Raw genomic sequence first — 20,991 nt, forward strand, 5'->3', positions numbered from 1 at the left:
GCGCCTGCGCGTCCGCAGGACCAACCGCATCGAGAGCACTACACATGAACCCGACTTTTTCCAAAGACTCGCTGGCAGGCCAGCCCTACGCCCGTTTCCTCGTCACCGATATCGACGGCGTCAGCCGTGGCAAGCACCTGTCCGGCGAAAAGATCGCCAGCATGCTGGACGGCGGCGGCACCATCGCCAGCGCCGTGTTCGGCTGGGATATCCAGGACCAGCTGTACGAGCAGGTCAGCTTCACCGGTTTTCATACCGGCTTTCCCGACATCGGCCTGGTGCTGGACCCGGCCACCGCGCGTCAGCTGCCATGGGACGACAACTGCTGGCTGATCCTCGGCGAGCACACCCGCGCCGATGGCACGCCGTTGCCGATCTGCCCGCGCCAGGTGCTAAAGCGGGTGCTGGCCAAGGCCGACGCTCTCGGCTATTCGGCCCAGGTGGGCGCCGAGTTCGAATGGTTTGTGCTGGACGAGACCGAAGTGTCGGTGCGCGCCAAGGGCTACCGCGACCTGCAGACCGCCACCCACGGCATGACCAACTACTCGCCATTCCGCCTCGGCGCGCGGCAAGCCTTCGTGCGCGAACTGTTCACCAGCCTGAACGCCATCGACGTGCCGCTGGAAGCGCTGCACACCGAGGCTGGCCCCGGCAACTTCGAGGCTGCGATCCGCTACGGCGACGCCCTCAAGACCGCCGACCGCGCCGTGCTGTTCAAGGAATCGGTGCGCGAGATCGGCCGCCGCCACGGCCTGCTGAACACCTTCATGGCCAAGTATTCGACCGACTACGCCGGCTGCGGCCAGCACCTGCACCAGAGCCTGTGGCGGGACGGCCGCAACTGTTTCCATGATGAACGCGGTGAGCACGGCATGAGCAACACCATGCGCCACTTCATCGCCGGCCAGCTGCATTGCCTGCCGCATCTGCTGCCGATGCTGGCCCCGTTCATCAATAGCTACAAGCGGCTGGTGGACCATCACCTGGCCCCGGTCAAGCCGACCTGGGCGGTGGACAACCGCAACGCCGCACTGCGCGTGATCCCCGGCAGCTGCCACAGCATGCGGCTGGAGACCCGCACCGCCGGCGCCGACGCCAACCCCTATCTGGCGATCGCCGCCGCGCTGGCTGCCGGACTGTACGGCATCGAGCACAAGCTGGCGCTGGAATTGCCGCCTGTGACGGGCGCCAACCGCGGCGCCGAACAGGTTGAACGCCTGCCGCGCACCTTGGCCGAGGCCACCGCCGCGATGGACCGCTCGCCGCTGGCGCGTGAACTGATGGGCGAGGAGTTCGTGCGCCATTTCGTCCAGACCCGGCAATGGGAAGTGGCCCAGTTCAACCAGAGCGTCACGGACTGGGAGCTGCAACGCTACCTGGAGCTGGCATGAGTACCGAGCGCATCCATTCGTACTACAACGCCACCGCCAACAGCACGGCGCGCTATCCCAAGCTGGAGGGCGAGGTACGGGTCGACGTCGCCATCATCGGCGGCGGCTTCACCGGCCTGGCCACGGCGCTGGAGTTGGCGGAGCAGGGCAAGCGGGTCGCGCTGGTCGAGGCACACCGCATCGGCTGGGGCCAGTCCGGCCGCAACGGCGGGCAGGTCACGGGCAGCCTGTCGGGCGACGGCGCCATCCTGCGGCAGCTCACGCGCCAGGCCGGGCGCCAGGTGGCCGAGCACTTCATCTGGAACCTGCGCTGGCGTGGGCAGGACATCATTCGCCAACGCATCGCGAAGTACGGCATCGAGTGCGACCTTAAACATGGCCACTTCCATGCCGCCTACAAGCCAGGCGACATGCATGCGATGTGCGCGACGTATGAAGAGCTGGTCCGGCGCGACATGGGCGACATGGTGGAACTGGTCGAGGCGCGCGACATGGGCCGCTTCCTGGCCACGCCCTTGTACCACGGCGGCATCTACAACCAGCGCAATCTGCACCTGCATCCGCTCAACTTGTGTCTGGGCGAGGCGTGCGCGCTGGCGAGCCTGGGCGGCCTGATCTTCGAGCAATCGCCGGTGCTGGAGATTATCCACGGCGCCACGCCGTCGCTTCGGCTGGAGGGCGGGCGCATCGTCGCCGACCAGATCCTGCTGGCGGGCGACGTCAGCCACAAGCTGGAGCGGCGCAAGCTGGGCGGCATGATTTTCCCGGCCGCCGGCGGCATCGTCGCCACCGCGCCGCTAGGCGAGCTGGCGCGGCAGATCAATCCGCAGGACGTGGCGGTGTACGACAGCCGCTTCGTGCTCGACTACTACCGCACCACGGCCGACGGCCGGCTGCTGTTCGGCGGCGGCGCCAACTATTCGGGCAAGGCTTCGCGCGACATCGCGGCCGAGCTGCGGCCGTGCATCGAGCGCACCTTCCCGCAGCTGCGCGGGGTGGAGATCGACTACCAGTGGAGCTGCGACATGGGCATCGTCATCAACCGGATTCCGCAGTTGGGCAAGTTGGCGCACAATGTGTGGTACGCGCAAGGCTACTCGGGGCACGGGCTGGCCACCTCGCACATCGTGGGCGAGGTCATGGCCAAGGCCATCGCGGGAACGATGGACCAGTTCGACGTTTTCCAGCGCTTCAGCCATGTGCGGGCGCCGGTCGGCGACTGGCTGGGGCGGCACATGCTGGCGCTGGGGATGTGGTACTTCCTGATGCTGGAACGGCTGCGTTAGGCCGTCGCCAATAAGGGAAATCACGTAGCCGGGGAGCTGCCGGGCCCCGGTGTAGAACTGATATAGTGCCTTGCCGCCGTTGCAGCGGCGCTTTACTACTTTCGGAGACACAAAATGAAGAATACTATCCTGTCCGTATTGCTGGCCGCGACCGCGCTGACCTCCTTGCCGGCGCTGGCCGCCGACACTGCCGCCGCCGCCGTGGCGATGGTGGACAAGGGCGCCAGCTATCTGCAGAAGAACGGCAAGGACGCGCTGATCAAGGAAGTCAACAACAAAAATCCCGAGTTCATCAACGAGAACACCTACCTGACCGTGCGGGCGATGGACGGCACCCAGCTGGCGCACCCGACCAACGCCAAGCTGGTTGGCAAGAACATGGTGGTGCTGCCTGACGCGGACGGAAAATTGTTCCGCAAGGAAATTATCGACACTGCCAAGGCCAAGGGCAAGGGCTGGGTCGACTACCGCTACAACAACCCGGCCACCGGCGAAATCGAAAAGAAGTCGACCTACTTCGTCAAGCAGGGCGACATCATCCTGGAAGCCGGCATCTACAAAGGCAAGTAAGTTCAGGCGGCGGTCAACACCGCCGCATTCCTTCCTTCATACATCGCCGCCACCAGCGCCGCGCGCCGCTCCAGCACCAGGCGCTGGTTGATCGACCCCTTGTCGGTCTGTTCGCCGGCCGTCACCGATGGCGCTTCCTCCAGCAGCAGCATGCGTTCGACACGGGATGCAGATCCGGTCGCTACGGCGTTCAACTTCGCCAGCAGTTGCTGGAAGTGGCTGCGTACCGGGGCGCTGGCGAGGACCTCTGCGACATCCGCATCGGCGCCCAGCCCGGACAGCAACTGGCACTGGTCCAGGCGCGGGAATACCAGCAAGCCTATGCTGTCACGATCGATGCCGGCTACCACCACGTCCTGGATGTAGGGCGCGCCGGCACTGATGACACGCGCCCGCAACGGCCCGACGCTGACGAAAGTGCCGCTGCTGAGTTTAAAGTCCTCGGCGATGCGGCCGTCGAACATCAAGCCCAGTTCCGGCAGCGCCGGATCGACGAAGCGTACTGCGTCGCCGCTGCGGTAGTAGCCTTCCTCGTCGAAGGCGTCGGCGGTCGCTTGTGGCGCGCGCCAATAGCCTGGCATGACGTGCGGGCCTCGGAAGCGCGCCTCGTACTTGCCTTCTACCTGCACCAGCTTGACCTCGCAGGCCGGCGCCGGCAGGCCGACGTAACCGGCCATCATCACCGGGCCGGTGGTGAAGGTGCAGGAGGGCGCCGTCTCCGTCATGCCCAGGCCGGCCATGATGCGGATCCGCTGGCCGCAGCGGCTTTCGCTGACGCGCTCCAGCGCATCCCACGCGGCCTGCGACAGGCCGGCGCCGGCGAAGAAGAACAGCTCCATCTGCGAGAAGAAATGACGGCACAGCTCCGGGTCCTCGTCCAGCGCGGCCGTCAGCAGCTCCCAACCCTTGGGCACATTGAAGAACACCGTCGGCGCAATCTCCTTCAAGTTACGCACCGTGACGGCGAAATCGCGCGCGGTGGGCTTGCCGTCGTCGATGTAGTAACTGCCGCCGTTGTACAGCGCAATGCCGACGTTATGGCTGCCGCCAAACGTGTGACTCCAGGGCAGCCAGTCCAGCAGCACCGGTGGCTTGTCGCCGAAGGCAGGGAAGCTTTGCAGCAGCATCTGCTGGTTGGCGCACAACATGCGCTGGGTGGTGACCACCGCCTTGGGCAACTTGGTCGATCCCGACGTGAACAGGAATTTGGCGATGGTGTGCGGGCCGACGGCGGCGTTGGCCGCGTCCACCGTGCGCGGTACGGTCACCAGCAGCTGCGCCAGCGGCGTGCTGGCGCGGCCGGCGTCGCCATGGCCGATCACGATCTCGACGTCGTCCGGCACCGCCGCCGCCAATGCCGCCGCGCAGGCGCCGCCGTCGGTGGCGTAGATCATGCCGGGCGTCAGATGGCGCACGAAGTGGGTCAGCTTGGCGTGGTCGGTGGTAGCGCCGGATGCGGCGGGCGAGACCGGGCAATACGGTATGCCGGCATACAGCGCGCCCAGCGCCAGCTGCAGGTGCTGCAGATCGTTACCGGACAAGATCATCAGCGGACGTTCGGCCGACAGGCCCCGGTCCAGCAAGGCCTGGCCGACGGCGCGCGCCTGTTCCAGCATCTGGCGGTAGCTGAGGTGCTGCCAGGCGCCGCCGGCGCCGCGCCGCGCGGCCAGCGTGCGGTCGGGATGGCGCTCGGCGCCGCGTACCAGGCAATCGGTGATGCGGTCGGGATAGGCGCCCAGCGCTTCCTCCGACGCCAGGCGCCAGGTGCCTTGGGCGTCGGACTCGATCCGCACCGGCGCGCCGCCGACGCGCACCGGGCGATAGCGCGACAGGTCCAGCGTCGCGGTGGTGGAGGGGAGCTGCGTCATCGCGTGCTCCTCCATCAGACCGGGTAGTGGCGGTGGCCGCTCTGGATGGTGATCCAGCGCAGGTCGGTGAATTCGGCGATGCCGGCCTTGCCGCCGAAGCGCCCGTAGCCGCTGGCCTTGACGCCGCCGAACGGCATCTGCGCTTCATCGGCCACGGTGGAGCTGTTGATATGGCAGATGCCCGATTCGATGCGTCGCGCCAGTGCCAGCGCGCGCGAGATGTCGCGGCTGAAGACGGCGGCGGACAAGCCATATTCGCTGGCGTTGGCCTCGGCCAGCGCAGCCTCGTCGCCATCGACGCGAATGATGCCGACGATGGGGCCGAACGACTCTTCCTGGTACACCGTCATGGCCGGCGTGATGTGGTCGATGATGGCCGGTTGCAGCAGGTTGCCGTCGCTGGCGGCGCTGCCGCAGACGATGCGCGCGCCCTTGGCCTGCGCGTCGGCGATCATGGCCGCCACGCGGGTGGCTGCCGAAGCGTCTACCATGCCGCCCAATATCGCGCCTTCCTGGCCCGGTTTGCCGGCGGGCAGGCCGGCGGTCTTGATGCGCAGTTTTTCGACGAAGGCGTCGGCCACCTTGTTGTCGACGATGATGCGGTCGGTCGACATGCAGATCTGGCCCTGGTTGAAGAAGGAGCCGAAGGCGGCCGCCTGCACCGCTTCATCGAGGTCGGCATCGTCCAGCACCAGTAGGGGATTCTTGCCGCCCAATTCCAGCACCACCGGCTTCAGATGCTGCGCGGCCTGCTGGGCGATGATGCGTCCCACCTTGGTCGAACCAGTAAAGTTGATGCGCTTGACGGCCGGATTGGCGATCAGGTGCGCCACCACGGCGGCGGCGTCCTGCGGTGCGTTGCTGATGACGTTGACCACGCCGGCCGGGAAGCCGGCGTCCTCGAACACCTTGCCGATCAGGCTGTGCACGGCGGGGCAGACCTCGGACGACTTGAGCACCACCGTATTGCCGCAGGCCAGAGGCGTGGCGATGGCGCGCGTGCCCAGGATCACCGGCGCGTTCCACGGTGCGATGCCCAGCACCACGCCGCAAGCCTGGCGCATGCCCATCGCCATCAGGCCAGGTACGTCGGAGGGGATTATCTCGCCGGCGATCTGGGTCGTCAGCGAAGCCACTTCGCGCAGCATGGAGGCCGCCAGCATCACGTTGAAGCCGTACCAGCCGGCCACGCCGCCCGCCTCGGCCACGCCGGCCGCGATGAACTCGGGGGCCCGCGCTTGCAGACAGTCGGCCGCCTTGAGCAGCAGGCGGCGACGTTCGCCCGGCGCGGTGGCGGACCAGCCGGGGAAGGCCGCCTGCGCGGCGGCGACGGCGGCGTCGGCATCGTCCAGCGTGGCGGCGGCGGCCACCGAGGCGGTGTCGCCGGTGGCCGGGTTGAGGCGCTGGTAAGTGGCGCCGGTGGATGAGGCCTGGTCCAGGCCTCCGATCAGCAAACGGGCTTCAAGCATGGCGTATCTCCTGTGTTCTTGGCGTGGTGGGCGTCTTATGCGCGCTTGTAGGTTTGCAGGCCTGGTTTGATGGTCTTATCGTCCAGGAACTGCTTGAGGCCCTGGGCGCGGCCTTTTTCCGGGTCGCGGTAGTTGGACTGGTCGACTTTGGCGTACAGGTAGTCTTCACTTTGCTCCCAGGTCAGTTCGCGGCAGCGCTTGAATCCATGCTTGGCGATGCGCAGCACGGTCGGCGCCTTGGCCAGCAGCTTTTCCGCCAGTTCGATGGTCGCTTCGCGCAGCTGCGCCAGCGGCACGCTCTTGTTGACCAGGCCCATTGCGGCGGCTTCCTTGCCGGTGAAGGTGTCGCCGGTCATGATGTAGTGTAGCGCCTGACGGTGGCCCATGGTGTCGGCGACCGCTTTGCTGACCAGGTTACCGGGTGGGATGCCCCAGTTGATCTCCGACAGGCCGTACACCGCTTCGTCGGCGGAGATGGCCAGGTCGCAGGCGACCAGCGGCGAGAACGCGCCGCCGAAGCACCAACCGTTGACCATGGCGATGGTCGGCTTGCTGTACATGCGCAGCAGTTTCCATTGCCACTGCGAGCAGTCGCGGCGCAGCTTCTCCTGGAAGATTTCCGGCTTGCCGTCGTTTTCGCGGAAGTACTCCTTCAGGTCCATGCCGGCGGTCCAGCTGTCGCCGGCGCCGGTCAGCACCAGCACTTCGGCTTCGGGATCCAGCTCCAGGGTTTCCAGCACGTCGATCATTTCGCGGTTCAGCGTCGGGCTCATGGCGTTGCGCTTTTCCGGGCGGTTCAGGATCACCCAGGCGATGCCGCCGGTGATCTCGACTTTTACGGTGCTCCAGCGGTTGTTGTATTGGCTCATCTCAGTCTCACTTTATGTTAGGTTAATATCAGGTTGCCTGATACGTGACTTATAATATAATCTGCCTGGCATGCAAGGCAAGCGCTTTTTGTGTGCTCTTTGGATTTTGGATGACGATGAAAAAAAACCTGCCAGCCGCCGCACACGACAAACCTAGCGGCATCGCCTATCTGATAGGCCGCATCGACCATGTATTGAGTCGGCGCCTGCGCGACAGTCTTGGGCTGCTGGGTATGACGGCGGCCCAGTACACGGCGCTGTCCGTGCTTAACACCCAGCAGCAGCTGTCCAATGCGCAGCTGGCCGAACGCTCGATGATTTCACCACAATCGGCCAACGAGATGGTCAAGGCGATGGAGGCGCGCGGTTGGGTGGTGCGCCAGGCCGACGCCAATCATGGCCGTATTATTCATTTGCGCCTGAGCGCGGAGGGTAGCGTCTTGCTGCGGCAGGGCGACGCCGCGGTGGCGGAGCTGGAGCGCGCGATGTTGAGCGAACTTGGCGTCGACGAGCGCAGCGAATTGCACGCGCAACTGCGGACGCTGCTGCGTTCCTTGAGCGCCATCGTATTGTGAACGCCCACGGCGCCGTTCACTCCAGGTAGATTTTCTGTAGCAGCTTGACGAGCTGCGCGCGCTCGGCGTCGGTCAGCGCGGACGTCGCATCTGCTTCCAACTCGCTGGCGGTCTTTTCCGCCTTGGCGCACATGCTCAGGCCTGCGGGCGTCAGCGCCAGCGTCTGCGAGCGCCGGTCCAGCGGGCTACGCTGGCGCAGCAGCAGTCCGCGTTCCTGCAGCTTGTCGAGCAGGATGGCGAGGTTGGGCGGCGACACGTTCACCGCGTCCGATAGCCGTTTCTGGTTGATGTTGGGATTCGCCTTCAGCAGGCTCAATACACTGAAATCCACTGGCCGCAGCTCGTACTTCGCCATCCGCTTTTCAAACAACGGCAGGATGTTGATGTAGGCGCGGCGGCAGTTATAGCCCACCAGACCCAGGAGCATGCTCTGGTCCAGCGGCTGCTCCGCCGCCTCCTGGACGGCGTCCATCAATGTTGGTTTCTTTTTTTTGGGCTGCGTGGTCATGGTCCGATTCTAACAAAGAAGCGCCCCTCCGGCCATCCTGATGCTTGCAAAGTCGCAAAAATGCGTATAGTCTATAATCATTATAAAACATAACTAATTATCTCAACACCAACCATCGAGGAGACACGATGAAACGCTGCGCACCTATTGCCGTACTTTCCACTGTACTGTTGGCGGGCCAGGCTTTGGCCCAGGAACCCATCCGCATCGGCGTCATTGCCGCGCTCACCGGGCCGTTCGCCAACACCGGCAAACCGTTCGAGGACGGCATCAAGACCTATATGTTGCAGTATGGCGACCAGGTGGCCGGCAGGAAGATCGAGATCATCTACCGCGATGACGGCGGCACCAATGTTGACCAGTCCAAGCGGGCGGCCCAGGAGCTGATCACGCGAGATCACGTGAGCTTCCTGATCGGCTTCTCGCTGACGCCGAGCGCGATGGCGGTGGCGCCCATCGCCACGCAGGCCAAGATGCCGATGATCGTCATGAACGCGGTCACCAATGGCATCACCGCCAAGTCGCCGTACATGCTGCGCACCAGCATGACGATGCACCAGATGACCGGGCCGTTCGGCGCCTGGACCGCGAAGAACAAGATCGGCAAGGTCTACACCCTGGTCAGCGACTACAGCACCGGACTGGATGCGGAAGCGCGTTTCACCAAGGAGTTCAGCGCCGGCGGCGGCAAGGTGGTGGGCTCGGCACGGGCGCCGCTGGCCAATCCCGACTATTCCCCCTTTATCCAGCGTATCAAGGATGAAAAACCCGATGCGCTGTTCTTCTTCGCGCCCGGCGTGGAGGATGGCATCGGCCTGCTGAAAGCCTTCAGCGACAAGGGCCTGGACAAAGCCGGCATCAAATTCCTTGGCGTGGGCGACATGACCAGCGAGACGCCGACGCTGGAGGCGTTGGGCGATCGCGCGCTGGGCGCGGTGACGGTGCTGAACTACGCGCCCACGCTGGACAACGACACGAACAAGGCCTTCCTCAAATCCTACGCGCAGGCCAATCCGGGCCGGCCACCGGCCACCTTCGTCACGGTGGCGGCCTACGACACGATGGGCATGATCTACGAGACCGTCCGCAAACTCGGCGGCGCCGTCAATGGCGACAAGGCGATGCAGGTGTTGGCTGGGATGAAGCGCGACAGTCCGCGTGGACCGATCAGCATCGACCCGGCCACGCGCGACATCGTGCAGAACATGTACATCCGCGAAGTGAAGAAGGTCAACGGCAAGCTGGTGAACGAGCCGATCGCCGTGCTGCGCGACGTCAGCCCTAACTAAGGAGATTCCTCATGATGAACGAACGACGTGTCTTGAACGGCGCGCCGCTGGCGGCGCTTTGCCTGTCGGCTGCGACCTTGAGTGCTTGTGGAGGAAATGGCGGCGCTGTTCCCGACGCCACGGCGGCGCTGCCGCAGTTGGCCGCAGCCAGCGGCGCCAAGCTATCGACCTGCACGGATTTGGCAAGCAAGATCGCCTATCCGAATACGACGATCGCCAGCGCGGCCTCAGTGGCTGCCGGTGTGCTGACGGTTGCCGGCAAGCCGGTACCGGCGCATTGCCTGCTGAAGGGATCGATGTACCAGCGCGTGGGCCCTGTGGATGGACAAAACTACGCGATCGGTTTCGAGATGCGCCTGCCGGTGGATTGGAACGGCCGCTTCTTTTACCAGGCAAATGGGGGCCTGGATGGCTCAGTGGTCACTGCGACCGGCGATGTCGGCGGCGGTGGGCAACTGGACAACGCGTTGAACCAGGGCTTTGCGGTCATCAGTTCCGACGCCGGCCACGGCGCGGCGACGCCGTTATTTGGCCTCGATCCGCAGGCGCGGCTGGACTACGGCTACCAGGCTTCGGGCAAGCTGGCGCCGATGGCCAAGAACGTGATCCAGACCGCCTACGGCAAGGGGCCGGACCGGTCGTACTTCGGCGGCTGTTCCAACGGCGGCCGTCACACCATGGTGGCGGCGTCCCGTTACGGCGAACAGTTCGATGGCTATCTGGTCGGAGATCCCGGCTTCCGGCTGCCGTTGGCGGCGATCGCCAACATCGCCGGGGGCCAGTCCTACGCGGCGCTGGCGACCACGCAGGGCGACCTGTCGACCGGCTTTACTCCCGCCGAACGCGCGCTGGTGTCGAACGCGGTGCTGGACAAGTGTGATGCGCTCGATGGCGTGAAGGATGGATTGGTGCAGGACACCGGCGCCTGCCAGGCTGCCTTTAGCCTGGAGCGTGACGTTCCGTCCTGCGGAGCACAAGGCCGCGACGGCAGCTGTCTCAGCACCGCGCAGAAGTCGGCAATCGGGCAGTTGTTCATGGGCGCCGCCACCAGCGCCAAGAGCAAGTTCTATTCAAGCTTCCCGTATGACTCGGGCCTGGGCACCGGCAACTGGGCGTTCTGGAAGTTCTACAGTCCATTGCAGCTCGACTCGGGCGCGGTGGCGATGATCTGGAAGGTGCCGCCCGTGAATCCGGCCACTTTCAACGGCGCCAGCTTCGCGCTGACATCCAGCATCGACACGCTGCTGGCGCAGGTCGCGGCGACCGACGGTGTCTATACCGAAAGCGCGATGTCCTTCATGCTGCCGCCGCACCTGACCGACTACAGCACCGTTAAGAACCGTGGGGCCAAGATGATGCTGTACCACGGCACCAGCGATCCGATCTTCTCCAGCGACGACACCACGGCGTGGTACGACAATCTGCGCGCGGCCAACGGCGGCGAAGCCTCCAGCTTTGCGCGCTTCTTCCGGGTGCCGGGCATGAACCATTGTTCCGGCGGCCCGGCGACCGACCAATTCGACATGTTGACGCCATTGGTGAACTGGGTGGAGAAGGGCCAGGCGCCGGAGCGCGTTGTGGCAAGTGTGCGCGGCGCGGGCAACGCCGGCGGCGCCAATGCCGACGTCCCGGCTTCGTGGTCGGCGACGCGCACCCGGCCGCTGTGCCCCTATCCGCAGGTGGCGAAATACAACGGCAGCGGCAGTATCGAAGATGCGGCCAGCTTCAGCTGCAAGTAGCAGGGCGGGCGGCTTACTTGCCTGGGTCTTTCTGGTTGGTGAACTGGTCGAATTCGACGTTATAGAATTCGCTGCCGACCTTTTCGACCTTGCGCACGTAGACCGTCTGCACGATGTCGCGGGTTTGCGGATCGATGCTGATCGGTCCGCGCGGGCTGTTGAGCTGCATGGTCTTCAGGATGGCCATCGCCTGGTCGCCGTCGATCTTGCCGTTCAATTTGCGCGTCACCTCGTAGATCGCCGCCATGCCGTCATACGCCGCCACGGCCATGAAGTTCGGACGTCCCGCTCCCGGATTGGCCGTCGCAAAACTCTTCAGGAATGCAGTGTTCTCCGGCGACTTGTGCGCGGCCGAATAGTGGAAAGTGGTGATCACGCCCAGCGTGGCGTCGCCCATGGCCGGCAGCACATGGTCGTCGGTCAGGTCGCCGGTGGCGATGACCTTGATGCCAGCAGCGGCCAGCCCGCGCTCGCGGTAGCCCTTCATGAAGGCGATGCCTTGCTCTCCGGCCGGAACGAAGATGAACACCGCGTCCGGCTTGGCGTCCTTGATGCGCTGGATGTAGGGCGCGAATTCCGGATTGCGCAGCGGGACGCGGATCGCCTCCGTCACCGCGCCGCCGCCTTTGACCAGTTCATTCTTGAACGCCGTTTCGGCATCGATGCCGGGACCGTAGTCCGCCACCAGCGTCACAACTTTCTTGATGTTGTTCTTCGCCGCCCATGTCGCCATCGGCGCGGAGATTTGCGGCAGCGTCATCGAAAAGCGCGCGATGTAGTTGGATTTGGTGGTGATGACGGAAGTGGCGGCGTTCATGATGATCATCGGCTTCTTCGCCTGCTCGGCGATAGGGGCCACGGCCAGCGCTTCCGGCGTCAGGCCGAAGCCGGCCAGGAAGTCGACCTTGTCGCGCACCACCAGCTCCTGCGCCAGCCGCTTGGCGATTTCGGGCGAGGGGCCGGTGGTGTCCTTGTAGATGATCTCGATCTTCTTGCCGGCCACTGTGGCGCCGTTCTGCGCCATCCACGCCTTGATGCCGCCCTCCATCTGCTTGCCGTAATCGGCGAAGGGGCCGGAGAAGGCGGCGATCACGCCGATCTTGATGGTGTCCTGGGCCTGCGCCAGCGGCATCGCCGACCACGCGGTGGTGGCGAGTGTCGCGATTGCTACAAATTTTTTCAACGTCATGTTGGTCTCCTGTGCGTTTCTGTTTTCTCTATGAAGAATGGCCCGGCGCGGCTAGTGGATGCGGTGGCGGGACTCAATTCTGCCACGCGGCGTTGGTTGACAGCGCAGCGCTTCCTGCATAGTATCCAATCTATGTGCGATTAACAACCTATTGTTCGATAATCGCACGTCATTAAAAATCACGTATTCAATAACAACAGGAGACTGGAATGAAGAACGCAATCCGATGCGCTGCGGCGCTGCTGGCTGGGGTCAGCGCAACCGGCGCCATGGCGCAAAGCAGCGTCACGGTGTACGGCCTTGTAGACACAGGCCTGGTTTATACGACCAACGCCAATGCCGCCGGCGCCAGCATCACCAAGATGCCGTCGCTGACCGGTTCCTTCCCTTCGCGGTTGGGCTTCCGCGGCGCCGAAGACCTGGGTGATGGCCTGCAGGCCGTGTTCACGCTGGAGATGGGTCTGTCGATGGATACCGGCACCATGGGGCAGGGCAACCGCCTGTTCGGCCGCCAGGCGTCGGTGGGCTTGAAGGGCGCGTTCGGCACGGTGACGCTGGGCCGCCAGATCAACATGACCTATATCGCCTCGATGAAGGGCGATGTGCTGGGACCTAACCTGTTCGCGATCGGCAGCATCGATCCCTACCTGCCGAACGCGCGCAGCGACAACGCCATCGGCTACCTGGGCAACTTCAACAACTTCGTGGTTGGCGCCACCTACAGCACCGGGCGCGATGCGTCGGCCGCGGGCGGTCCCGCCGCCACCGGCTGCCCGGGCGAGGTGGCCGGCAATTCCAAGGCCTGCCGCCAGATCACCGGCATGGTCGGCTACGAAACCCCGGAATATGGCCTGAACACTTCCTACGACATCATGTACGGCAACGTCGGCGCGGCCGGCGGCCTGACCAGCAGCGACAACAGCGACAAGCGCATCACCGTCAACGGTTATGCCAAGGTGGGCGCGGCCAAGATCGGCGGCGGCATCGTCGACCGCACCACGCGCGCAGTCACAGGCGTGACCGAGTCGGACCTGTACTTCCTGGGTGTCAGTTATCCGGTGACGCCGCTGTCCACGCTGGATGTGCAGGTGGCGCGCCGCGACACCAAGAACAGCTCATCCGACGTCAACATGGTGGTGGCCCGCTTGACCTACTACCTGTCGAAGCGTACCGCCGTGTATGGCGCGCTGGGCCGCATGAAGAACTCCGGCGCATCTGCAGTGGCGCTGGATGCGGGCGGCACCGTCGGCGCAGGCCTGACGCAGAACGGCGTCATGGCCGGCCTGCGTCACAGCTTCTAAGGTAGCAGTATCGAGAGTTCCTGTGCCCCGCGCAGCAGCACGGGCAGGAACTCTTTTTCCAGCTGCTTGACGCTGACGCGCGACGCTTGCGCGCCCACGTTCAGCGCCGCCAGCACCGTGCCGGACGCGCCGCGCACCGGTACAGCGATCGAGCGCAGACCCAGTTCCAGTTCCTCGTCGTTGATGGCGTAGCCGGCCTGGCGCACGCCCGCCAGGAGCTCGCGCAGGCGCTTCTGGTTGACCACCGTGTTTTCGGTCATCGGCCGCAGCGCGGTGCGGGCCAGGTACTGGTCAAGCTCCGCCGGCGGCAGGTGCGCCAGCATCACGCGGCCCAACGAGGTGCAGTAGGCGGGCAGGCGGCTGCCGGTATTGAGCGCCACCGACATCACGCGCGAGGTGGCGGCGCGCGCCACGTAGAGCACTTCATCGTCGTCCAGCACCGCCAGCGAGCTCGATTCGTTCAGTGCGCGGCTGATGTTGTTCAGGTAGGGCTGGGCCGATACCGTCAACGGCGTCGACGACAGGTAGGAATAACCCAGCGTCAGTACCTTGGGACGCAGCGAAAAATTGTTCAATTCCGCATCCACATAACCCAGCTCGCGCAGCGTATGCAGGCAGCGCCGCACGGCGGCGCGCGGAATGCCGGTTTTCTGGCTGATATTGGCGATGGTCTGCGGCTTACGCGAATCGCTGAAGGCGCGCACCACGGCCAGGCCGCGCGCCAGCGACGTCATGAAACTGGGATCGGTCAGCGCGTCGATCTGTTCGGAGATGGTTGGTTCGTGCTCCGGCTCAGCCTCGGCGACGCTGGTTTTAGGTTTGGTGGTCTTGGACATGGCGTGATTTTAATGCAGTAGGCAAGTTCGATAGGTGTTTTTTTGTTGACCGTGGCGCGATTACGCTGCTACACTGGATGTGCGGTAATCAATCATTAGTTCGATTATCGCACAATGAACTTAAAAGGCAGGCATATGATCGATAAAACATTTGCATCACTGGAGGGCGCCGTGGCTGACATCCACGACGGCGCGACGGTCATGATCGGCGGCTTCGGCAACGCCGGCATGCCGTCCGCGCTGATCGACGCGCTGATCGCGCAGGGCGCGCGCGACCTCACCATCGTCAACAACAACGCCGGCAATGGCGAAACGGGACTGGCCGCGCTGCTCAAGGCCAAACGGGTGCGCAAGATCATCTGCTCGTTCCCGCGCCAGGCCGACTCCCATCATTTCGACGCGCTGTACCGCGCCGGCGAGATCGAGCTGGAATTGACCCCGCAAGGCAACCTGGCGGAACGCATCCGCGCCGCCGGCGCCGGCATCGGCGGTTTCTTCTCGCCGACCGGCTACGGCACGCTGCTGGCCGAGGGCAAGGAGACGCGCCTGATCGACGGCCGCCACTATGTGCTGGAATCGCCGATCCATGCGGACTTCGCGCTGATCAAGGCCTTGCGCGGCGACCGCTGGGGCAACCTGGTGTACCGCAAGACGGCGCGCAACTTCGGTCCCATCATGGCGATGGCGGCCAAGACCACCATCGCCCAGGTGCGACAGGTGGTGGCGCTGGGCGAGCTCGATCCCGAAGCGATCATCACCCCCGGCATCTTTGTCCAGCGCGTAGTGCAGGAGGCGGTATGACGAACAAATACACCCGCGACCAGATGGCCGCCCGCGTGGCGCAGGACATTCCTGAAGGCGCCTACGTCAACCTGGGCATCGGCCTGCCGACCAAGGTGGCGGACCACCTGCCGGCCGAGCGCGAAGTATTCCTGCATAGCGAGAACGGGCTGCTGGGCATGGGCCCGGCGCCGGCTCCCGGCGAGGAAGACGAAGACCTGATCAACGCCGGCAAGCAGCCGGTGACGCTGCTGACGGGCGGCGCCTACTTCCACCACGGCGATTCCTTCGCCATGATGCGCGGCGGCCACCTGGACGTATGCGTGTTGGGCGCCTTCCAGGTGGCGGCCAACGGCGACCTGGCCAATTGGCACACCGGCGCCCCGGATGCGATACCCGCCGTCGGCGGCGCCATGGACCTGGCGATCGGCGCCAAGCAGGTGTTCGTCATGATGGAACACCAGACCAAGACTGGTGAAAGCAAAATCGTTAGCCAGTGCAGCTATCCGCTGACGGGCGTGGCCTGCGTCAACCGCATCTACACCGACCTGGCCGTGCTGGATGTGACACCGGCCGGGCTGGTGGTGCGCGAGATGGCGCCGGGATTGAGTTTTGAAGAGCTGCAAGCGGCCACCGGCGCGCCTTTGCTGCCGCTGAAATAAGAGGAGACAACATGAACGAAGCATATATCTGCGACGCCGTGCGCACACCGATCGGCCGCTACGGCGGCGCCCTGAAGGACGTGCGCGCCGACGACTTGGGCGCGGCGCCGCTGCGGGAACTGATGCGCCGCAATCCCGACGTGCAGTGGGACCAGGTGGATGACGTGATCTACGGCTGCGCCAACCAGGCCGGCGAAGACAATCGCAACGTGGCGCGCATGTCGGCGCTGCTGGCCGGACTGCCGCAGGAGGTGCCGGGTTCCACCGTCAACCGCCTGTGCGGCTCCGGCATGGACGCCATCGGCACGGCGGCGCGGGCGATCCAGGCGGGCGACGCCTGCCTGATGATCGCCGGCGGCGTGGAATCGATGACACGCGCGCCTTTCGTCATGGGCAAGCCCGATGCGGCGTTCTCGCGCAACGCGGCGTTGCAGGACACGACGATGGGCTGGCGCTTCATCAACAAGGCGCTGAAGGAAGCCTACGGCGTCGAGACCATGCCGGAGACGGCGGAAAACGTCGCCCAGGATTATGGCGTCAGCCGCGCTGACCAGGATGCGTTTGCGCTGGCAAGCCAGAACAAGACCGCCATCGCCATCGCCGAGGGCATCTTCGAGCGCGAGATCGTGCCGGTGTCGCTGCCGCAGCGGAAAGGCGACCCTCTGGTGTTCGCGCAGGACGAACATCCGCGCGCCACCACCATCGAGGCGCTGTCCAAGCTGAAAGGCGTGGTGCGGCCCGAGGGCAGCGTCACCGCCGGCAATGCCTCCGGCATCAACGACGGCGCCTGCGCGCTGCTGATCGCCAGCGGCGACGCAGCCAAGCGACACGGCCTGAAACCGCTGGCGCGCATCGTCGGCATGGCGACGGCCGGCGTGGCGCCGCGCGTGATGGGCATAGGCCCGGTGCCTGCGGTGCAGAAGCTGTTGCGCCAGACCGGCCTGACGCTGGAACAGATGGACGTCATCGAATTGAATGAAGCCTTTGCCGCGCAGGGACTGGCCGTGCTGCGCCAGCTCGGCCTGCGGGACGACGATGCGCGCATCAATCCCAACGGCGGCGCCATCGCGCTGGGCCATCCGCTGGGCATGAGCGGTGCGCGCCTGGTGACCACCGCAACCTACCAGCTGCATCGCAGCGGCGGGCGCTATGCCCTGTGCACCATGTGCATAGGCGTGGGGCAGGGCATTGCGATGATTATCGAAAGAGTATGATTCAATGTAGTTTGTAGAGTAGCAGTGGAGACAAAAAATGTATAAAACAATTCAAACGAGGAGGCGGAAATGCTAGCCAATTTTGCCGGTGTGCTGTTCGACGGCATCGCCTACGGCAGCCTGCTGTTCCTCATCAGCGTCGGCCTGTCGGTCACGATGGGCATGATGAACTTCATTAACCTGGCCCACGGCGCCTTTGCCATGTTGGGCGGCTATGTCAGCGTGACGGTGCTGTCGCGGCTTGGCGTACCGTTCCTGGCTTCGCTGCCGCTGGCTTTCCTGGCCTCGGCCGCGGCCGGGCTGGTGCTGGAGCGCTTGCTGTACCGCCGCCTGTACCGCGCCAGCCACCTGGATCAGGTGCTGTTCTCGATCGGCCTGACCTTCATGTCGGTGGCCGGTGCGACCTGGTTGTTTGGGCCGTCGCAGCAGCCGGTCACGCTGCCGGACTGGCTGCGTGGACAGGTGTCGCTGTTTGGCCTTGAGGTCGGCGCGTATCGCCTGTTCCTGATAGGCGTGGTGGTGCTGGTCACGCTGGCATTGGGACTGCTGATCGAGCGCACGCGCTTCGGTGCGCAGATCCGCGCCTCGGTGGACAATCAAACCGCGTCCGCCGGCCTGGGCATCAACGTTGGCCTGGTGTTCAGCCTGACCTTCGCGCTGGGTTCCGGCCTGGCCGGCCTGGGCGGAGGCCTGGGTATCGACGTGCTGGGACTGGACCCGACCTTCCCGATCAAGTACATGGTCTACTTCCTGCTGGTGGTTGCCGTGGGCGGCGCCGGCACCATCAAGGGGCCGCTGCTGGCGGCGCTGATACTGGGCGTGTTCGACGTGGCGGGCAAATACTACGTGCCGCAGATTGGCGCCTTCGTCATCTATGGCTTGATGGTGGTACTGCTGATCCTGTTCCCGGCAGGCCTGATCAGGAGGAAAGCATGAACGCCTTCGCCGAAGCTGAAGTCAAACCGGCGCCCGTCGCCGTCAACAAGGTGCAGAGCATGAGCCTTCTCCGTATGCCCGACGACCGCTGGTCGCCGCTGGAAATCGCCTTCTGGCTGCTGCCGGTGGCTGCGTATTTCGCCTTCCCCGGCTATCTGGTCTTGATCAGCCAGATCATGATCGTCGGCCTGTTCGCGCTGTCGCTGGATTTGATGCTGGGCTATGCCGGCATCGTCTCGCTCGGCCACGCCGCCTTCTTCGGCCTGGGCGCCTACACGGCCGGGCTGCTGTCGGTGCATGGCTGGAGCGAGCCGTTTAGCGGCCTGCTGGCCGGCGCCGTGGTGGCGGGTCTGTTCGGATTCGTCATGTCCTTCCTGGTGGTGCGCGGCCAGGACTTGACACGCCTGATGGTTACGCTGGGCATCGGCCTGATGCTGTTCGAGGCGGCCAACAAGGCGTCCTTCCTCACCGGCGGCGTGGATGGCTTGTCCGGCATGATGGTCGGTAAATTGTTCGGCGCCTTCGAGTTCGATTTGAACGGCAACGTGGCCTACTGCTACAGCTTCGCCGTGCTGTTCATCGTGTTCGTGGTGCTGCGCCGGGTGGTGAAGTCGCCGTTCGGTCTGAGCCTGGTCGGCATCCGCGAGGGCGCGCGCCGCATGCCCGCGCTGGGCGTGGACGTCAACCGCCGCCTGGTGGCTGTGTTCACGCTGGCCGCCACGGTGGCCGGCCTGGCGGGCGCGCTGCTGGCGCAAACCACCCAGTTCGTCGGACTGGATTCGCTGGGCTTTCCGCGTTCGGCCGAGCTGTTGATCATGCTGGTGCTGGGCGGGACGGGCCGCCTGTACGGCGCGCTGGTCGGCGCCGCCGTGTTCATGCTGGCGCAGGACTACATCGCCGGCCTCAATCCGGCCTACTGGCAGTTCTATATCGGCCTGCTGTTGATGGTGATCGTGCTGTTCGCACGCGGCGGAATCCTCGGCGGACTGGAAAAAATGGCATCGCGTTTCAAACGGAAGGAGCAGGCATGAGCCAGGACATTACACTGCGCACCGAAGGCCTGACCAAGCGCTGGGGGCCGTTCGTCGCCAACAGCGATGTGAGCCTGACCTTCGAACCGGGCGCGCGCCATGCGCTGATTGGCCCCAATGGCGCCGGCAAGACCACCTTCATCAATCTGCTGACCGGCGGCTTCATGCCCAGCAGCGGCAAGGTCTACCTCGGCGGCGAGGACATCACGCACCTGCCGCAGCACCAGCGGGTGAGGCGCGGCATGACGCGCACCTTCCAGCTCAACACCCTGTTCGCCGGCATGACGGTGCTGGAATCGGTGGCGCTGGCGATCTGCGAGCGGCGCGGCCTGCAATCGGTCTGGTACAAGACGGTGGCAAAGCACGCCGACGTGATCGACGAGGCGATGGCCTTGCTGGCCACGCTCAAGCTCACCGACCAGGCCAACAGCGTCACGCGCAGCATGGCCTACGGTAAGCAGCGGCTGGTGGAAATCGCGCTGGCGTTGGCCACCAGGCCACGCATCCTGCTGCTGGACGAACCGGCCGCCGGCATTCCGCAGGCGGAGAGCAAGGAGCTGTTCGAAGTGCTGGCGCAGCTGCCGCGCGATGTAACGGTGCTGTTCATCGAGCACGATATGGGACTGGTGTTCCGCTTCGCCGACCGCATCACGGTGCTGGTGGGCGGCAAAGTGCTGACCGAGGGCACGCCGGCGGAGATCGCGGCCGACCCGCGCGTCAAGGAAGTCTATCTGGGGGAGGCCGAACATGGCTGAATTACTGGAGCTCGATAAAGTCACCGCCGGCTATGGCGAGTCCATTGTGCTGGAAGATGTGTCGTTCGCGCTGAACGAGGGGGACAGCCTGGCGCTGTTGGGCCGCAACGGCGTCGGCAAAACCAGCCTGCTGGTGACGCTGATGGGATTGACGCGCCTGCACGGCGGCGGCATCCGCTGGGCCGGCAGCGACATCGCGCGCATGCCTACGCACCGGCGTTCGCGCGCGGGCCTGGGATGGGTGCCGCAGGAACGGCATATGTTCCCTTCGCTGACGGTGGAGGAGCATCTGACGGTGGTGGCGCGGCCCGGCCGCTGGAACCTGCAAAAGGTCTACGAGATCTTTCCGCGCCTGCACGAACGCCGCGCCAACATGGGCAACCAGTTGTCTGGCGGCGAGCAGCAGATGGTGGCGATCGCCCGCGCGCTGATGACCAACCCGCGCATCCTGCTGCTGGACGAACCGATGGAGGGCCTGGCGCCCATCATCGTGCAGGAACTGGTGCGGGTGATACGGCGGCTGGTGCACGAGGAGGGCATGTCGGTGATCGTGGTGGAGCAGCATGCGCGGCTGGCGTTGTCGCTGACCCAGCGCGCGATTGTGCTCGATCGCGGCCGCATCGTACATGACTCGGACAGCGCCAGCCTGCTGGCCGACGGCGACAAGCTGGATCGCCTGGTGGCTGTCGCCTGACATTGCCACCAGCGGCGACATGGCGGACC

Annotated in this window: 20 protein-coding genes; 14 read left to right on the forward strand and 6 right to left on the reverse strand. The window is 65.0% G+C overall.

Annotated elements, in window-relative coordinates:
- Nucleotides 1-44 precede the first annotated feature (44 nt).
- The 3 genes from AC07OK_RS15495 (at nucleotide 45) to AC07OK_RS15505 (ending at nucleotide 3,247) form a co-directional block, all read left to right on the forward strand.
- Nucleotides 45-1,391 (forward strand): glutamine synthetase family protein, encoded by a 1,347-nt coding sequence (locus tag AC07OK_RS15495; RefSeq protein ID WP_494691149.1) that lies wholly within the window; start codon nucleotides 45-47, stop codon nucleotides 1,389-1,391.
- Complete coding sequence (locus tag AC07OK_RS15500; protein WP_494691150.1) at nucleotides 1,388-2,677, forward strand: NAD(P)/FAD-dependent oxidoreductase; 1,290 nt, start codon at nucleotides 1,388-1,390, stop codon at nucleotides 2,675-2,677. Before AC07OK_RS15495 ends, AC07OK_RS15500 begins: the two co-directional genes overlap by 4 nt.
- Before the next feature lie 114 nt (nucleotides 2,678-2,791).
- Nucleotides 2,792-3,247: a cache domain-containing protein gene (locus AC07OK_RS15505; protein WP_494691151.1), complete on the forward strand. Its 456-nt coding sequence runs from the start codon at nucleotides 2,792-2,794 to the stop codon at nucleotides 3,245-3,247.
- A 2-nt stretch (nucleotides 3,248-3,249) separates the two neighbouring features.
- Here AC07OK_RS15505 and AC07OK_RS15510 read toward each other — a convergent pair whose 3' ends face one another.
- Genes AC07OK_RS15510 through AC07OK_RS15520 form a run of 3 tightly spaced genes read right to left on the reverse strand, consistent with a single transcriptional unit; the run spans nucleotide 3,250 to nucleotide 7,453 of the window.
- Nucleotides 3,250-5,115, reverse strand: a complete 1,866-nt coding sequence (locus AC07OK_RS15510; protein WP_494691152.1) for a feruloyl-CoA synthase — start codon at nucleotides 5,113-5,115, stop codon at nucleotides 3,250-3,252.
- Nucleotides 5,116-5,129: 14 nt separating this feature from the next.
- On the reverse strand, nucleotides 5,130-6,584 hold the full coding sequence (locus AC07OK_RS15515) for an aldehyde dehydrogenase (RefSeq protein ID WP_494691153.1): 1,455 nt from the start codon (nucleotides 6,582-6,584) through the stop codon (nucleotides 5,130-5,132).
- 35 nt (nucleotides 6,585-6,619) lie between these two features.
- Nucleotides 6,620-7,453, reverse strand: coding sequence for a p-hydroxycinnamoyl CoA hydratase/lyase (locus AC07OK_RS15520; RefSeq protein WP_020702875.1), 834 nt, complete (start codon nucleotides 7,451-7,453; stop codon nucleotides 6,620-6,622).
- A gap of 110 nt (nucleotides 7,454-7,563) precedes the next feature.
- Here AC07OK_RS15520 and AC07OK_RS15525 point away from each other — a divergent pair, with 110 nt between their 5' ends.
- Complete coding sequence (locus tag AC07OK_RS15525; RefSeq protein WP_494691154.1) at nucleotides 7,564-8,028, forward strand: MarR family winged helix-turn-helix transcriptional regulator; 465 nt, start codon at nucleotides 7,564-7,566, stop codon at nucleotides 8,026-8,028.
- Between the two features lie 16 nt (nucleotides 8,029-8,044).
- On the opposite strand, the gene AC07OK_RS15530 is transcribed toward AC07OK_RS15525, so the two are convergent.
- Nucleotides 8,045-8,536 carry a MarR family winged helix-turn-helix transcriptional regulator gene (locus tag AC07OK_RS15530; RefSeq protein ID WP_494691155.1) on the reverse strand — a complete coding sequence of 164 codons (492 nt, stop codon included), beginning with the start codon at nucleotides 8,534-8,536 and terminating at the stop codon, nucleotides 8,045-8,047.
- A 128-nt stretch (nucleotides 8,537-8,664) separates the two neighbouring features.
- On the opposite strand from AC07OK_RS15530, the gene AC07OK_RS15535 reads away from it, so the two are divergent.
- Both AC07OK_RS15535 and AC07OK_RS15540 read left to right on the forward strand, forming a co-directional pair.
- Entirely contained in the window at nucleotides 8,665-9,825 is a 1,161-nt protein-coding gene (locus tag AC07OK_RS15535) for an ABC transporter substrate-binding protein (protein WP_494691156.1), read from the forward strand.
- 11 nt (nucleotides 9,826-9,836) lie between these two features.
- Nucleotides 9,837-11,564: a tannase/feruloyl esterase family alpha/beta hydrolase gene (locus AC07OK_RS15540; protein WP_494691157.1), complete on the forward strand. Its 1,728-nt coding sequence runs from the start codon at nucleotides 9,837-9,839 to the stop codon at nucleotides 11,562-11,564.
- A gap of 13 nt (nucleotides 11,565-11,577) precedes the next feature.
- Here AC07OK_RS15540 and AC07OK_RS15545 read toward each other — a convergent pair whose 3' ends face one another.
- Nucleotides 11,578-12,753 carry an ABC transporter substrate-binding protein gene (locus tag AC07OK_RS15545; protein ID WP_217940112.1) on the reverse strand — a complete coding sequence of 392 codons (1,176 nt, stop codon included), beginning with the start codon at nucleotides 12,751-12,753 and terminating at the stop codon, nucleotides 11,578-11,580.
- A gap of 209 nt (nucleotides 12,754-12,962) precedes the next feature.
- Between AC07OK_RS15545 and AC07OK_RS15550 the strand changes: the two genes are divergently transcribed.
- Nucleotides 12,963-14,054, forward strand: a complete 1,092-nt coding sequence (locus tag AC07OK_RS15550) for a porin (RefSeq protein ID WP_494691158.1) — start codon at nucleotides 12,963-12,965, stop codon at nucleotides 14,052-14,054.
- Here the strand turns inward: AC07OK_RS15550 and AC07OK_RS15555 are convergent.
- Nucleotides 14,051-14,890 carry an IclR family transcriptional regulator domain-containing protein gene (locus AC07OK_RS15555; protein ID WP_494691159.1) on the reverse strand — a complete coding sequence of 280 codons (840 nt, stop codon included), beginning with the start codon at nucleotides 14,888-14,890 and terminating at the stop codon, nucleotides 14,051-14,053. The two genes, AC07OK_RS15550 and AC07OK_RS15555, sit on opposite strands and share 4 nt — an antisense overlap.
- 135 nt (nucleotides 14,891-15,025) lie before the next feature.
- On the opposite strand from AC07OK_RS15555, the gene AC07OK_RS15560 reads away from it, so the two are divergent.
- The 7 genes from AC07OK_RS15560 to AC07OK_RS15590 all read left to right on the forward strand — a co-directional run bounded on the left by AC07OK_RS15560 (nucleotide 15,026) and on the right by AC07OK_RS15590 (nucleotide 20,962).
- Nucleotides 15,026-15,691, forward strand: a complete 666-nt coding sequence (locus AC07OK_RS15560; RefSeq protein ID WP_494691160.1) for a 3-oxoacid CoA-transferase subunit A — start codon at nucleotides 15,026-15,028, stop codon at nucleotides 15,689-15,691.
- Nucleotides 15,688-16,332 (forward strand): CoA transferase subunit B, encoded by a 645-nt coding sequence (locus tag AC07OK_RS15565; RefSeq protein ID WP_494691161.1) that lies wholly within the window; start codon nucleotides 15,688-15,690, stop codon nucleotides 16,330-16,332. Before AC07OK_RS15560 ends, AC07OK_RS15565 begins: the two co-directional genes overlap by 4 nt.
- An 11-nt stretch (nucleotides 16,333-16,343) precedes the next feature.
- Nucleotides 16,344-17,546 carry a 3-oxoadipyl-CoA thiolase gene (gene pcaF / locus AC07OK_RS15570; protein ID WP_494691162.1) on the forward strand — a complete coding sequence of 401 codons (1,203 nt, stop codon included), beginning with the start codon at nucleotides 16,344-16,346 and terminating at the stop codon, nucleotides 17,544-17,546.
- Nucleotides 17,547-17,615: 69 nt separating this feature from the next.
- The gene (locus AC07OK_RS15575; protein ID WP_217940106.1) at nucleotides 17,616-18,482 is read left to right on the forward strand and encodes a branched-chain amino acid ABC transporter permease; all 867 of its coding nucleotides are present in this window, start codon (nucleotides 17,616-17,618) and stop codon (nucleotides 18,480-18,482) included.
- A gap of 59 nt (nucleotides 18,483-18,541) precedes the next feature.
- Nucleotides 18,542-19,513, forward strand: coding sequence for a branched-chain amino acid ABC transporter permease (locus AC07OK_RS15580; protein WP_494691191.1), 972 nt, complete (start codon nucleotides 18,542-18,544; stop codon nucleotides 19,511-19,513).
- Entirely contained in the window at nucleotides 19,510-20,268 is a 759-nt protein-coding gene (locus tag AC07OK_RS15585) for an ABC transporter ATP-binding protein (RefSeq protein WP_494691163.1), read from the forward strand. The genes AC07OK_RS15580 and AC07OK_RS15585 overlap by 4 nt, the downstream gene beginning before the upstream one ends.
- Nucleotides 20,261-20,962 carry an ABC transporter ATP-binding protein gene (locus tag AC07OK_RS15590; protein ID WP_494691164.1) on the forward strand — a complete coding sequence of 234 codons (702 nt, stop codon included), beginning with the start codon at nucleotides 20,261-20,263 and terminating at the stop codon, nucleotides 20,960-20,962. The genes AC07OK_RS15585 and AC07OK_RS15590 overlap by 8 nt, the downstream gene beginning before the upstream one ends.
- Nucleotides 20,963-20,991 lie beyond the last annotated feature (29 nt).

Source organism: Duganella sp. GW821-FHT07G03 (assembly GCF_059418605.1).

Coding starts and splice junctions, on each gene's coding strand:
- AC07OK_RS15560 (WP_494691160.1), top strand. CDS start 15,026: ATGATCGATAAAACATTTGCATCACTGGAGGGCGCCGTGGCTGACATC.
- AC07OK_RS15555 (WP_494691159.1), bottom strand. CDS start 14,890: ATGTCCAAGACCACCAAACCTAAAACCAGCGTCGCCGAGGCTGAGCCG.
- AC07OK_RS15550 (WP_494691158.1), top strand. CDS start 12,963: ATGAAGAACGCAATCCGATGCGCTGCGGCGCTGCTGGCTGGGGTCAGC.
- AC07OK_RS15505 (WP_494691151.1), top strand. CDS start 2,792: ATGAAGAATACTATCCTGTCCGTATTGCTGGCCGCGACCGCGCTGACC.
- AC07OK_RS15520 (WP_020702875.1), bottom strand. CDS start 7,453: ATGAGCCAATACAACAACCGCTGGAGCACCGTAAAAGTCGAGATCACC.
- AC07OK_RS15575 (WP_217940106.1), top strand. CDS start 17,616: ATGCTAGCCAATTTTGCCGGTGTGCTGTTCGACGGCATCGCCTACGGC.
- AC07OK_RS15565 (WP_494691161.1), top strand. CDS start 15,688: ATGACGAACAAATACACCCGCGACCAGATGGCCGCCCGCGTGGCGCAG.
- AC07OK_RS15580 (WP_494691191.1), top strand. CDS start 18,542: ATGAGCCTTCTCCGTATGCCCGACGACCGCTGGTCGCCGCTGGAAATC.
- pcaF (WP_494691162.1), top strand. CDS start 16,344: ATGAACGAAGCATATATCTGCGACGCCGTGCGCACACCGATCGGCCGC.
- AC07OK_RS15525 (WP_494691154.1), top strand. CDS start 7,564: ATGACGATGAAAAAAAACCTGCCAGCCGCCGCACACGACAAACCTAGC.
- AC07OK_RS15590 (WP_494691164.1), top strand. CDS start 20,261: ATGGCTGAATTACTGGAGCTCGATAAAGTCACCGCCGGCTATGGCGAG.
- AC07OK_RS15495 (WP_494691149.1), top strand. CDS start 45: ATGAACCCGACTTTTTCCAAAGACTCGCTGGCAGGCCAGCCCTACGCC.
- AC07OK_RS15500 (WP_494691150.1), top strand. CDS start 1,388: ATGAGTACCGAGCGCATCCATTCGTACTACAACGCCACCGCCAACAGC.
- AC07OK_RS15515 (WP_494691153.1), bottom strand. CDS start 6,584: ATGCTTGAAGCCCGTTTGCTGATCGGAGGCCTGGACCAGGCCTCATCC.
- AC07OK_RS15585 (WP_494691163.1), top strand. CDS start 19,510: ATGAGCCAGGACATTACACTGCGCACCGAAGGCCTGACCAAGCGCTGG.
- AC07OK_RS15530 (WP_494691155.1), bottom strand. CDS start 8,536: ATGACCACGCAGCCCAAAAAAAAGAAACCAACATTGATGGACGCCGTC.
- AC07OK_RS15510 (WP_494691152.1), bottom strand. CDS start 5,115: ATGACGCAGCTCCCCTCCACCACCGCGACGCTGGACCTGTCGCGCTAT.
- AC07OK_RS15535 (WP_494691156.1), top strand. CDS start 8,665: ATGAAACGCTGCGCACCTATTGCCGTACTTTCCACTGTACTGTTGGCG.
- AC07OK_RS15545 (WP_217940112.1), bottom strand. CDS start 12,753: ATGACGTTGAAAAAATTTGTAGCAATCGCGACACTCGCCACCACCGCG.
- AC07OK_RS15540 (WP_494691157.1), top strand. CDS start 9,837: ATGATGAACGAACGACGTGTCTTGAACGGCGCGCCGCTGGCGGCGCTT.